General features: G+C 70.9%; 1 protein-coding gene. It reads right to left on the bottom strand.

What is annotated here, in order from left to right:
* Window positions 1–8: 8 nt before the first annotated feature.
* Window positions 9–14,252, bottom strand: a complete 14,244-nt coding sequence (locus BLV72_RS35475) for a type I polyketide synthase (RefSeq protein WP_093467518.1) — start codon at window positions 14,250–14,252, stop codon at window positions 9–11.
* Window positions 14,253–14,254 lie beyond the last annotated feature (2 nt).

The raw sequence follows: 14,254 nt of genomic DNA, 5'->3' as shown, positions 1-14,254 counted from the left end.
GACCGCACTTAACTGAGCTCATTTTCGATGAAATCGAAGAGATCGTCATCGGATGCCGCGTCAAGCCGCTGCGTGACGCTTTCAGCGTTCTCCGCTCCGGCTTCACCGCCGTTCAACTTGGCGAGAAGCACTTGGAGTCGGGTCGCGATGGCCGACCGCTCGGCATTGTCCGGCTCAGCCGTGGAGAGTGTTGCCTCAAGTCGTTCCAGATCCGCGATCAGCGGAGTGGAGGATGTCCCTTCGTCGGGGAGGACACCCGCTCGCACATGTTCTGCGAGTGCCCTTGAGTTCGGATAGTCGAAGACCAGCGTGGTGGACAGCCGCAGCCCGGTATCCGCGTTGAGTCGGTTGCGGAATTCTACCGCTGTGAGCGAGTCAAAGCCCAATTCCTTGAACGCCCGGTCCGACTCCACGCCTTCCATTCCCGAGAAACCGAGAACCGCGGCCGCGTGACTGCGCACCAGATCCAGCACGGCGCGCTCCCGCTCGCCGGGGGCCAGTGCGGAGAGCCGTTCCCGCAACCGCGATCCGGCCTCCGCGTGGCTCTCTTCGGCGGCACGGGCCTGTTCCAGAGCAGATACGACCTCAGGCAGCTCGCCGATGAGCGGGCTCGGCCGCCCCATCGTGAACGCGGGGGCGAACCGGTCCCAGTCCATGTCCGCGACCGTCACCACACCGTCGTCACCCGCGATCGCGCCCTGCAAGGCGGCGATCGCCAGGTCGGGCGCCATGCTGATCAGGCCGCGACGCGCGAGCTGTTCGCCTTCGCTTCCGGCCGCCATCCCGCTTTCGGCCCAGGGGCCCCAAGCCACGGCCGTACCGGCGAGACCCCGCGCACGGCGGTCCTCCACCAAAGCGTCCAGGTAGGCGTTGGCGGCACTGTACGCGGCCTGGCCGCCACTGCCCCACACACCGGCGATCGACGAGAACACCACGAACGCGTCAAGCTCCCGGTCACCCAGCAGCTCATCCAGATACGCGGCGCCCGCGGCCTTTCCGGACACCACCGCCGCGGCATCCTCCAGACTCATCTCCGCAAGCTCGGCCGCCTGCTCAACACCCGCCGCATGGAACACCGCACTGAGCGGAAACTCCTCCGGAACGGCATCCAGCACGGCGGCCACCTGCGCACGATCGGCCACATCACACGCCGCCACGGTCACCCGGGCACCCAGCGCCTCCAACTCCTCGCGCAGCTCCGCCGCCCCCGGCGCCTCGGCACCGCGACGGCTGGTCAGCACCACATGCTCGGCACCACTGCGCACCACCCAGCGCGCCACCCGACCGCCCAGCGCGCCCGTGCCGCCCGTCACCAGCACCGTGCCACGCGCCCGCCACGGCCGCTCCGCCCCCTCGCCCGCGTCAGCCCGCACCAGACGCCTGGCAAACACACCCGAACCACGCACCGCGACCTGATCCTCACCATCCCCGGCCGCCAACACACCCACCAACCGCGCCGCACCACGCTCATCCAGCACCTCAGGCAGATCGACCAGACCACCCCACACCGCGGAGTGCTCCAACCCCACCACCCGGCCCATACCCCACACCTGCGACTGCACAGCACCAGCCAGAGCATCCCAACGCCCCACCGACACCGCACCACGCGTACCGCACCACAACCGAGCCGGAACCTCCGCCTCAACCATCGCCTGCGCCAGCGTCAACGTGGCGGCAAAGCCACCGGAGAGCGCCGGGTGCCCCGGGCAAGGCCCCTCATCCAGGGCGAGCAGCGACAGCACACCACCCAGCTCAGGCAACTCCGCGACCGCCTCACGCAGCCGCCCCGCCAACACCTTCGCGTCCAAGTCGCGCTCATCCACCACCAGCGAGACCACACCCGCACCATGCCGCCCCAGCCCCGCGGCAACCCCCGCCACCAGCTCATCCTCGGCACGCGACGCCGGAACCACCACCAGCCACGACCCCGACAACGACCCCTCGGCCACCTCCGGAACCGGCTTCCACGACACCCGATAACGCCAGCCATCGATCATCGACCGGTCACGGCTGCTGCGGTGATACGCCGACAGAGCCGGCAGCACCTGACTCAGCGGGGCCTCGCCGTCGATGTCGAGCGCCTGGGCCAGCGCTTGGAGATCCTCGCGCTCGACCGCCTCCCAGAACCGCGCGTCCACCGAGTCCACGGCCGCCGCGTCCCGGCCCCCCAGGGCCATGGACACCTCGGGCCAGAACCGCTCGCGCTGGAAGGCATACGTCGGCAGCTCGACCTGTCGTGCGCCACGACCGGCGAAGACCGACTCCCAGTCCAACGAGACACCGCTGACGTGGAGTTCGGCCAGCGCCGTCGTCAACGCCCGGGTCTCGGAACGGTCCTTGCGCAGCACGGGAACGAGAACCGTGCCGGGGGTGTCATCCGTCCCTTCCGCCAGGCAATCCTGGGCCATCGCCGTGAGCACACCATCGGGACCCACCTCAAGGAACCTGGTCACACCCAACGCCTTAAGCGCACGTACCCCATCCGCGAACCGCACCGCCTCACGCACATGCCTCACCCAGTAATCGGGTGAGCACACCTCTGTCTCGGAAACCGGCCCACCAGTGACATTGGACACCAGCGTCATGGTCGGCGGCTCGAAGGCGAGCTCGCGGACCACCTGGCCGAACGCGTCCAACATAGTGTCCATAAGGCAAGAGTGAAACGCATGAGAGACCCGCAAACCCTTAGTCTTTCGACCCCTCGCCTCCCAGACACCCGCGACTTCCTGGACCGCGTGTGCATGGCCCGAGACCACCACGGCCGACGGACCGTTGACCGCGGCGATGCTCATCTCGTGCTCACGGCCGGAGAGTGAGCCGGCGACCTCCTCTTCGGTCGCCTGGATGGCCACCATGGCGCCACCCTCGGGCAGCGCCTGCATCAAACGGCCCCGGGCGGCGATCAGCGTGCACGCGTCCTCCAGTGAGAACACCCCGGCAACGTGCGCGGCGGCGACCTCGCCGATGGAGTGGCCGATCAGCACATCCGGGGTGATGCCCCAGTGCTCCAGCAGCCGGAACAGCGCCACCTCGATGGCGAACAGCGCGGGCTGGGTGAACGCCGTCTGATCCAGCAGCGCGGCATCCGCACTGCCCTCGGCCGCGAACATCACCTCCCGCAGCGGACGGTCCAGCACCACATCCAGATGCGCACACACCTCGTCCAGCGCACGGGCGAACACCGGGAACGCCTCGTACAACTCCCGCCCCATGCCCAGACGCTGCGCCCCCTGACCCGAGAACAAGAACGCCGTCCTGCCACCCGTCACGGCCTGTCCCTGGATGACTCCCGATCCGATTCCGCCCTGAGCCATCTCCTCGAGACCGCGCAGCAGGGCCTCGCGGTCCTCGCCGACCAGTACGGCCCGGTGCTCGAACACCGAGCGAGTCGCCAGCGAGTACCCGACGTCCAGCGTGTCGAGGTCGGCCCGGGCCGCCACATGCGCGTGCAGTCGCCCGGCCTGTGCCCGCAGCGCCTCCCGGCTCTTCCCGGAGACCAGCCACGGCACCACGGCCGCCGACTCGACCGTGCCGGGGGCCACGGTGTCCGAGCCCACGGGCTCCTCCACAGCGGGGGCCTGCTCGATGATGGTGTGCGCGTTGGTTCCGCTCAGCCCGAACGAGGAGATGCCGGCCCGGCGCGGCCGGTCCGTCTCCGGCCACGCGGTGGCCTCCGTCAGCAGCCGTACCTCGCCCGCCGACCAGTCCACCTGCCGCGACGGCTCGTCCACATGCAGCACCTTCGGCAGCACACCGTGCCGCATCGCCATCACCATCTTGATGACACCGGCCACACCGGCCGCCGCCTGCGTATGGCCGATGTTCGACTTGATGGCGCCCAGCCACAGCGGACTTCCCTCCGGCCGGCCCTGCCCGTAGGTGGCCAGCAGCGCCTGCGCCTCGATCGGGTCGCCCAGCGAGGTACCCGTGCCGTGCGCCTCCACCGCGTCCACTTCGGACGCCGACAGCCCGGCACTCGCCAGCGCCTGGCGGATCACCCGCTGCTGCGACGGACCGTTCGGCGCCGTCAGACCGTTCGACGCACCGTCCTGGTTGATGGCCGAGCCGCGGACCACGGCCAGCACCGGGTGACCGTTACGGCGGGCGTCCGACAGCCGCTCCACGAGCAGCATGCCGACGCCCTCGCCCCAGCCCGTGCCATCCGCCCCGTCGGAGAACGGCTTGCACCGACCGTCGGAAGCGAGTCCGCGCTGACGGCTGAACTCGACGAAGGCGCCCGGGGTCGACATCACCGACACACCACCGGCCAGCGCAAGGTCGCACTCGCCCTGACGCAGCGCCTGCATGGCCATGTGCAGCGCCACCAGCGACGACGAACACGCCGTGTCCACCGTCACCGCGGGCCCCTCGAGACCGAAGGTGTAGGAAATACGCCCCGACACCACACTGGCCGCGCTGCCCGTGCCCAGGTGGCCCTCGAGGTCACCTTGCGCGTCCGCCCACAGCCCCGTGTAGTCCTGGCCGTTCGTTCCGACGAACACACCCGCCCGGGCGCCCCTCAGCGCCTCCGGAGCGATACCGGCTCGCTCGAACGCCTCCCACGATGTCTCCAGCAGCAGCCGCTGCTGCGGGTCCATGGAGAGCGCCTCGCGCGGCGAGATCCCGAAGAACCCCGCGTCGAAGTCCGGGGCGCCGTAGAGGAAGCCGCCCTCGCGTGCGTAGGACGTACCGAGCCGCTCGGGGTCGGGGTCGTACAGCCCGTCGAGGTCCCAACCGCGGTCGGCGGGGAACCCGGCGATGGCGTCACCGCCCTCGGCGACCAGCCGCCACAGTTCCTCCGGTGTGTGGACATCCCCGGGGAAGTGGCAGCTCATCGCGACGATCGCGATCGGGTCATGGGCCACGGCAGCGGCCGTCGGCTCGACGGCGGCCACGGCCGGCTGGGCAGTGCCGAATGCCTCGGCGTCCAGGTAGTCGGCCAGTTCGGCGGCGCTCGGATAGTCGAAGACCAGCGTGGCCGGGAGGCGCAGCCCCGTCGCGATGTCCAGCCGGTTGCGCAGCTCGACCGCCGTGAGGGAGTCGAACCCGAGATCGCGGAAGGCCCGGCCGGGCTCGACGGACTCCGCCGACGCATGGCCGAGTACGGCGGCCGCGTGTCCCCGTACCAGTTCCAGCACGGCCTGGTTCCGCTCGGCCGCCGACAGCCCGGCGAGCTTCTCGGCGAAGGTGGCCGCTTCCGCCTCGGCACCGCCGTTGACCGCGGTCAGGTGCCTGAGTGCTTCGGGGATGTCACTGATGAGAGCGCCGCCGCCGGACGCGGCATGCGCCGAGGCCAGGCGCTCCCAGTCGACGTCGGCCACGACAAGCGAAGCCTCGTCATGGCCGACCGCCCAGCCGAGTGCCGCCACGGCCAGCGCCGGGTCCATCGCGGCCACCACACCACCGCGTACCCGTTCCCCGGCACGGCCCTCCACGGCCATACCGGCCTCGGCCCACGGCCCCCAGGCGACCGCCGTGCCGGCGAGTCCGGCACCGCGCCGCAGCACCGCGAGCGCGTCCAGGTAGGCGTTCGCCGCGGCGTAGGCCCCCTGTCCGGCACCGCCGACGACACCGGCGAACGAAGAGAACAGCACGAAGGCGTCGAGATCCAGATGTGCGGTCAGCTCGTGCAGCTGCCTCGCGCCCGCCACCTTCGCGCCGAGCACCCCGGCGACCCGGTCGACGGACAGACCGTCCAGCACACCGTCGTCCAGCACACCGGCCGCGTGCACCACGCCGCGCAGGGGGAACCGCTCGGGGACCCCCGCCAGCACCTCGGCGAGCGCTTCGCGATCCGCGACATCACAGGCGACCACCGAGACCAGCGCACCCATGCCCTCGAGTTCGGCCTTGAGCTGGGGCGCACCGTCGGCCGCCAGGCCGCGGCGGCTGGTGAGGACGACGTGCTCGGCGCCCTCGGCCACCGCCCAACGGGCCACATGCGCGCCGAGCGCCCCCGTACCGCCGGTCACCAGCACCGAGCCGCTCGGCCGCCAGGCTTCGCCGCCCGACGACACGACACGCCCCAAGCGCCGGACAAACACTCCGGAGCCCCGCACCGCCGCCTGGTCCTCGCCGCCCTCGGCGGACAGCACACCGGCCAGCCGCCCCACGGCGCGCTCGTCGAGCACCTCGGGCAGATCCACCAGGCCACCCCAGATCCGGGGGTGCTCCAGGGCCGCGACCCGGCCGAGGCCCCACGCCTCCGCCTGGACCGGGCTGGTGAGCCGGTCCGAACGCCCCACCGAGACCGCGCCCCGCGACGCGCACCACAGCCGAACGCCCACCTCCAGCCCCGCCAGGGCCTGCACCAACCGCAGGGTCAGCGCGAGGCCCGCCGCGACCACCGGCTCCCCGGCGCACGGCTCCTCGTCCAGGGCGAGCAGCGACATCACGCCGACCTCGGACTCGCCGTCGAGTGCGCCGAGCAGCGCCTGGGCCAGCCCGTCGGTGTCCGTGTCCGCGGCCACCGCCACCGGCACCACCCGGGCGCCGTGCTTCTCGAACCCCTGGCGGATCGACGTGGCGACCTCGCCTTCCGCCAGTCCGGCGGGCACCACCAGCAGCCAGGTCCCCGAGAGAGAGGCGGCGGCCACGTCCGGGGCCGGCTTCCAGGACACGCGGTAACGCCAGCCGTCGACCGTGGCCCGGTCACGCTGCTGCCGACGGTAGGACGACAGCGCGGGCATCAGCTCGCCGAGCGGGCCCTTGCCGTCGACGTCCAGCGCCTCGGCCAGCGCCTCCAGATCCTCCCGCTCAACGGCTTCCCAGAACCGGGCGTCCACGCTGTCGGCAGCGGCCGAACCGCCTGTCGCCCCGCCCGTGTCCTCCAGCCAGTAGCGCTGTCGCTGGAAGGCATAGGTGGGCAGCTCGACCTTCCGCGCGCCGCGTCCGGTGAAGAGCTGTTCCCAGTCGACGGTGGTGCCGTGGACGTGGAGTTCGGCCAGCGCCGTCGTCAGCGCCTGGGCCTCGGGGCGGTCCTTGCGCAGCACCGGCACGACGACCGCGGCCGATGCCTCCCGCGCCGTCAGGCACTCCCGCGCCATCGCCGAGAGCACACCGTCGGGGCCCACCTCCAGGAAGGTGGTCACGCCCTGCGCCTCCAGTGCCCGTGCGCCGTCCGCGAACCGCACGGCCGCACGCACATGCCTCACCCAGTACTCCGGCGAGCACACCTCATCGGCTCCCGCCGGCTTACCCGTCACGTTGGAGACCAGCGCGATGGCCGGCGGGGCGAACGACAGCCCCTCGACGACCTTGCGGAAGTCACCGAGCATCGCGTCCATGCGCGGCGAGTGGAACGCGTGACTGACCCGCAGGCGGCGGGTCTTGCGGCCCTGCTCCGCCCACTGTTCCGCGATCTCCAGCGCCGCTTCCTCGTCACCGGCGATGACCACGGCGTTCGGGCCGTTGACGGCGGCGATGCTCACCTCGGTCTCACGACCGGCGAGCGACGGAGCGACCTCCTCCTCCGACACCTCGACGGCGACCATGGCGCCGCCCTCGGGCAGCGCCTGCATCAAACGGCCACGGGCGGCCACCAGCGTGCACGCGTCCTCCAAAGAGAAGACTCCCGCAACGTGCGCGGCGGCGATCTCACCGATGGAGTGACCGATCACCACATCCGGCGCCACACCCCACGCCGACAGCAGCCGGAACAACGCCACCTCGACCGCGAACAACGCGGGCTGGGTGAACGCCGTCTGATCCAGCAGCTCGGCGTCCGCACTCCCCTCCGCCGCGAACATCACATCCTTCAGCGGACGGTCCAGCAGCATGTCCAGATGCGCACACACCTCGTCCAGGGCAAGGGCGAACACCGGGAACGCCTCGTACAACTCCCGGCCCATACCCAGGCGCTGCGCACCCTGGCCCGAGAACAAGAACGCCGTCGAACCCGAAGTACGCGCGACGGACCGCATCACTCCCGGGGCAGCCTCACCGGCCGCGACGGCCTCGAGCCCGCGCAGCAGCTCCGCACGGTCCGCGGCCGTGACCACCGCACGGTGTTCGAGGGCCGAGCGCGTCGCCACCAAGGAGTAAGCCACATCCAGCGTGCCCAGTTCGGTGTGCGCCATCAGATGCGACCGCAGCCGCTCGGCCTGGGCGCGCAGGGCTTCCGGGCTCCGGCCGGAGAGCGCCCAGGGAAGGACGCCATGGTCCTCGGCGGGGTCCTCGTCCGGCACCGCCTGGTCGTACACCGGGGCCTGCTCGATGATGGTGTGCGCGTTCGTACCGCTCACACCGAAGGCGGAGATACCCGCCCGGCGCGGCTGACCGGTCTCGGGCCACTCGGTGGCCTCCGTCAGCAGCCGCACCTCACCCGCCGACCAGTCCACCTGCCGCGACGGCTCGTCCACGTGCAGCACCTTCGGCAGTACACCGTGGCGCATCGCCATGACCATCTTGATGATCCCGCCGACACCGGCGGCGGCCTGGGTGTGCCCGATGTTCGACTTCAGCGCGCCCAGCCACAGCGGGCGGCCGTCCAGCCGCTCCTGGCCGTAGGTCGCGAGCAGTGCCTGCGCCTCGATCGGGTCGCCCAGCGTCGTACCGGTGCCGTGTGCCTCCACCGTGTCCACCTCGGCGGCCGACAGGCGGGCGTTCGCCAGCGCCTGCCGGATGACCCGCTGCTGCGAGGGGCCGTTCGGCGCCGTCAGACCGTTGGACGCACCGTCCTGGTTCACCGCGGAGCCCCGCACGATCGCCAGCACCTGGTGGCCGTTGCGCTCGGCGTCGGACAGCCGCTCCACGAGCAGCATGCCCACACCCTCGGACCAGCCCGTACCATCCGCGGCGTCCGCGAACGGCTTGCACCGGCCGTCGGGGGCGAGCCCGCGCTGACGGCTGAACTCCACAAAGGCCGCCGGCGTGGCCAGCACGGTCACACCGCCGGCGAGCGCCATGGAGCACTCGCCCTGACGCAACGACTGCGCGGCCTGGTGCAGGGCGACCAGCGACGACGAACACGCCGAGTCCACCGTCAAGGCGGGTCCCTCGAGGCCCAAGGTGTAGGAGATTCGACCGGACACGACCGAGGTCGCGTTGCCGGTCAATATCTGCCCTTCCAGGTCCTCCGCCGACTCGTTGGCACCGGCCCCGTAGCCCGAGGTGGCAGCGCCCACGAACACGCCGATCTGATTGCCGCGCACGGACGTGGGAGCGATACCGGCGCGCTCGAACGCCTCCCAGGACGTCTCCAGCAGCAGCCGCTGCTGGGGATCGATGGCGAGTGCCTCGCGCGGCGAGATGCCGAAGAACGCCGCGTCGAACTCGCCCGCGTCGTGCAGGAAACCGCCCTCGCGCGAGTAGAACGTGCCCGAGTGGTCGGGGTCCGGGTGGTACATCCCGTCCACGTCCCATCCACGGTTGGACGGGAAGTCGGAGATCGCGTCGCCACCGCCGGCCACGAGGTTCCACAGATCCTCCGGGCTGCGCACACCCCCCGGGAAGCGGCAACTCATCCCGACGATCGCGATCGGATCGTCGTCGACCGGGGCCGCCACCGCCACCGGCGCGGCCACCGCGCCTCGTGTCCCGAGCACCTCGGCACGCAGATGGTCCGCCAGGATCGACGCATTCGGGTAGTCGAAGACCAGCGTCGTCGGCAGCTCCAGCCCGGTCTCCGCCACCAGCCGGTTACGGAACTCCACGGCCGTGAGCGATTCGAAACCGAGCTCCTTGAACGCGCGCTCGGGCTCGACCGTCTCCCCACCGGTGAATCCGAGGACCGCGGCCACATGGCCCCGTACCAGGTTGAGCAGGGTCCGGTCGATCTCGGCCTCGGTCAGCCCCGCCAGCCGCTCCCGCAGACCCGCCGCGGCTTCCGACTGGCCGGACCCGCCCCCGGATCGGAGCACCTTTTCGACCTCGGGGAGGTCGCCGATGAGCGGGCTCGGCCGCTCCAAGGTGAACGCGGGGGCGAACCGCTCCCAGTCCATGTCGGCGACCGTCACCACGCCGTCGTCGCCCGCGAGCGCGCCCCGCAGTGCGGCAAGGGCCAGCTCCGGAGCCATGACGAGCAGGCCGCGGCGGGCGAGCTCGCGCTCCATCCCCTCCGATGTCGCCATGCCGCTTTCGGCCCAGGGACCCCAGGCAACGGCCGTACCGGCGAGACCCCGCGCACGGCGGTCCTCCACCAAAGCGTCCAGGTAGGCGTTGGCGGCACTGTACGCGGCCTGGCCGCCACTGCCCCACACACCGGCGATCGACGAGAACACCACGAACGCGTCCAGCTCCCGGTCACCCAGCAGCTCATCCAGATACGCGGCGCCCGCGGCCTTTCCGGACACCACCGCCGCGGCATCCTCCAGACTCATCTCCGCAAGCTCGGCCGCCTGCTCAACACCCGCCGCATGGAACACCGCACTGAGCGGAAACTCCTCCGGAACGGCATCCAGCACAGCGGCCACCTGCGCACGATCGGCCACATCACACGCCGCCACGGTCACCCGGGCACCCAGTGCCTCCAGCTCCTCGCGCAGCTCCGCCGCCCCCGGCGCCTCGGCACCGCGACGGCTGGTCAGCACCACATGCTCGGCACCACTGCGGGCCAGCCAGCGGGCCACCCGACCGCCCAGCGCGCCGGTGCCACCGGTGACCAGCACCGTGCCGCGCGCCCGCCACGGCCGCTCCGCTCCCTCGCCCGCGTCAGCCCGCACCAGACGCCTGGCAAACACACCCGAACCACGCACCGCGACCTGATCCTCACCATCCCCGGCCGCCAACACACCCACCAACCGCGCCGCACCACGCTCATCCAGCACCTCAGGCAGATCGACCAGACCACCCCACACCGCGGAGTGCTCCAACCCCACCACCCGGCCCATACCCCACACCTGCGACTGCACAGCACCGGCCAGAGCATCCCAACGCCCCACCGACACCGCACCACGCGTACCGCACCACAACCGAGCCGGAACCTCCGCCTCAACCATCGCCTGCGCCAGCGTCAACGTGGCGGCAAAGCCACCGGAGAGCGCCGGGTGCCCCGGGCAAGGCTCCTCATCCAGGGCGAGCAGCGACAGCACACCACCCAGCTCAGGCAACTCCGCGACCGCCTCACGCAGCCGCCCCGCCAACACCTTCGCGTCCAAGTCGCGCTCATCCACCACCAGCGAGACCACACCCGCACCATGCCGCCCCAGCCCCGCGGCAACCCCCGCCACCAGCTCATCCTCGGCACGCGACGCCGGAACCACCACCAGCCACGACCCCGACAACGACCCCTCGGCCACCTCCGGAACCGGCTTCCACGACACCCGATAACGCCAGCCATCAATCGTCGACCGGTCACGGCTGCTGCGGTGATACGCCGACAGCGCCGGCAGCACCGCACGCAACGACGCCTCGTCGTCGAAGTCCAGCTCCTTCGCGAGCGATTCGAGATCCTCACGCTCCACGGCCTGCCAGAACCGCGCATCCACCTCGCGACGGATTCCGGCATCGGCACCGGCCGCATCGACGGACTTCTCGACCCAGTAGCGCCGGCGCTGGAAGGCATAGGTCGGCAGGTCGATCCTGCGCGCCTCGAGACCGTCGAAGACCGAGGCCCAATCGACAGCGGAGCCGTGAACGTGCAGCCGTGCCAGCGCGGTGGTCAGGGCCACGGCCTCCGAGCGGTCCTTGCGCAGCACCGGCACGATCACGGGCGCCGAGGCAGGCTCGCCCCGTTCCGTCAGGGAGTCCTGCGTCATCGCCGAGAGCACACCGTCGGGGCCCACCTCCAGGAAGGTGGTCACGCCCTGTCCCTCGAGCGCCCGCACCCCGTCCAGGAAGCGCACGGCTTCCCGCACGTGGCGCACCCAGTACTCCGGCGAGCACACCTCGGCCTCCGAGGCCATCCTGCCGGTGACGTTGGAGACGAGGTCGATGGCGGGCGGGGCGAACGACAGCCCCTCGACGACCTTGCGGAAGTCGTCCAGCATCGCGTCCATACGCGGCGAGTGGAACGCGTGGCTGACCGTCAGCCGACGGGTCTTACGACCCTGCTCCGCCCACTGCCCCGCGATCTCCAGCGCCGCGGCCTCATCACCCGCGATCACCACGGCCGTCGGACCGTTGACCGCGGCAATGCTCACCTCGGCCTCACGACCGGCCAGCGACGGAGCAATCTCCTCCTCCGACGCCTGGATGGCGACCATCGCCCCACCCTCGGGCAACGCCTGCATCAAACGGCCACGAGCGGCCACCAGCGTGCACGCATCCTCCAGCGAGAACACCCCCGCCACATGCGCGGCCGCGATCTCACCGATGGAGTGACCGATCACCACATCCGGGGTGACACCGAAGTGCTCCAGCAACCGGAACAGCGCCACCTCGATGGCGAACAGCGCCGGCTGAGTGAACGCCGTCTGATCCAGCAGCGCGGCCTCCGCACTCCCCTCCGCCGCGAACACCACCTCACCCAACGGACGGTCCAGCACCACATCCAGATGCGCACACACCTCGTCCAGCGCACGCGCGAACACCGGGAACGCCTCGTACAACTCCCGCCCCATACCAAGACGCTGCGCACCCTGCCCCGAGAACAAGAACGCGAGAGTGTCCTCGATCCGGGTCGTGCCCTGGACCACCTGAGCCGCGTTCTCGCCGGTGGACAGGGCCTCCAGGCCACGCAGGAGCTCGTCCCGGTCCCCGGCGACCAGGGCCGCGCGGTGGTCGAAAGCCGAACGGGTCGTGGCGAGGGAGAAGCCGACGTCCGCCGGTGTCAGCTCCGAGTGGGCACTCAGGTGGGCGTGGAGTTGGCCCGCCTGGGCGGCGAGCGCGTCAGCGCTCTTGGCGGACACCAGCCAGGGCAGGACAGCGGGCCGCTTTGCCCCGTCCGCCTTGGGAGCGATCGCCTCGGGCTGCCCATCACGGTCGGCTTCCGGGGCCTGCTCGATGATGGTGTGCGCGTTGGTACCACTCACCCCGAACGAGGAGATACCGGCCCGGCGCGGCCGGTCCGTCTCCGGCCACGCGGTGGCCTCCGTCAGCAGCCGTACCTCACCCGCCGACCAGTCCACCTGCCGCGACGGCTCATCCACATGCAGCGTCCGCGGCAACACCCCGTGCCGCATCGCCATCACCATCTTGATGACACCGGCCACACCCGCCGCCGCCTGCGTATGGCCGATGTTCGACTTGATGGCCCCCAGCCACAGCGGGCTGTCCGCCGACCGCTCCTGGCCATACGTCGCCAGCAGTGCCTGCGCCTCGATCGGGTCACCCAATGTGGTACCCGTACCGTGCGCCTCCACCGCGTCCACCTCGGACGCCGACAGCCCGGCACTCGCCAGCGCCTGACGGATCACCCGCTGCTGCGCCGGACCGTTCGGCGCCGTCAGACCATTGGACGCACCGTCCTGGTTGATGGCGCTGCCCCGCACCACCGCCAGCACCGGATGGCCGTTCTTCCGCGCGTCCGACAGCCGCTCCACCAGCAGCATGCCCACACCCTCGGCCCAGCCCGTACCGTCCGCGGCGTCCGCGAACGGCTTGCACCGGCCATCGGCCGCCAGACCGCGCTGACGGCTGAACTCCACGAACGACCCCGGCGACGCCATCACCGACACACCACCGGCCAGTGCCAGCTCGCACTCGCCCTGACGCAGCGCCTGCATGGCCATGTGCAGCGCCACCAGCGACGACGAACACGCCGTGTCCACCGTCACCGCGGGCCCCTCGAGACCGAAGGTGTAGGAAATACGCCCCGACACCACACTGGCCGCGCCACCGGTCAGATACCCCTCAAGTTCACCCCCCACCTCATAGAGATGAGTCGAGTAGTCCTGACCGTTGGTACCGACGAAAACCCCGACCGGCCTGCCGCGCAGGGACACGGGGTCGATCCCGGTTCGCTCGAACGCCTCCCATGACGCCTCCAGCACCAGCCGCTGCTGCGGATCGGTCGCCACGGCCTCACGGGGAGAAATTCCGAAGAACTGCGGGTCGAATTGGTCGGCATCGTAGATGAAGCCACCCTCTCGGGTGTAGCTCGTCCCAGGATTGTCCGGGTCCGGGTGGTAAAGCCCCTCGAGGTCCCAGCCGCGATTGGTCGGGAATCCGGAGATGGCGTCGACACCATCCGCGACGAGTCGCCACAGGTGCTCCGGGGTGCTTACGCCCCCGGGAAAGCGACAGCTCATTCCCACAATGGCGATGGGCTCCCGCGACGCCGCCATGAGGCGCTGGTTCTGTAGCTTGAGGCGGTCGTTTTCCCGCAGAGAAGCGCGCAGCGCTTCGACAACTCTTTCGGAGGACGTAGCCATCA

The sequence above is a fragment of the Streptomyces melanosporofaciens genome (assembly GCF_900105695.1).
Lineage (GTDB): Bacteria > Actinomycetota > Actinomycetes > Streptomycetales > Streptomycetaceae > Streptomyces > Streptomyces antimycoticus.
This window is presented reverse-complemented; position numbering and strand designations above follow the sequence as displayed.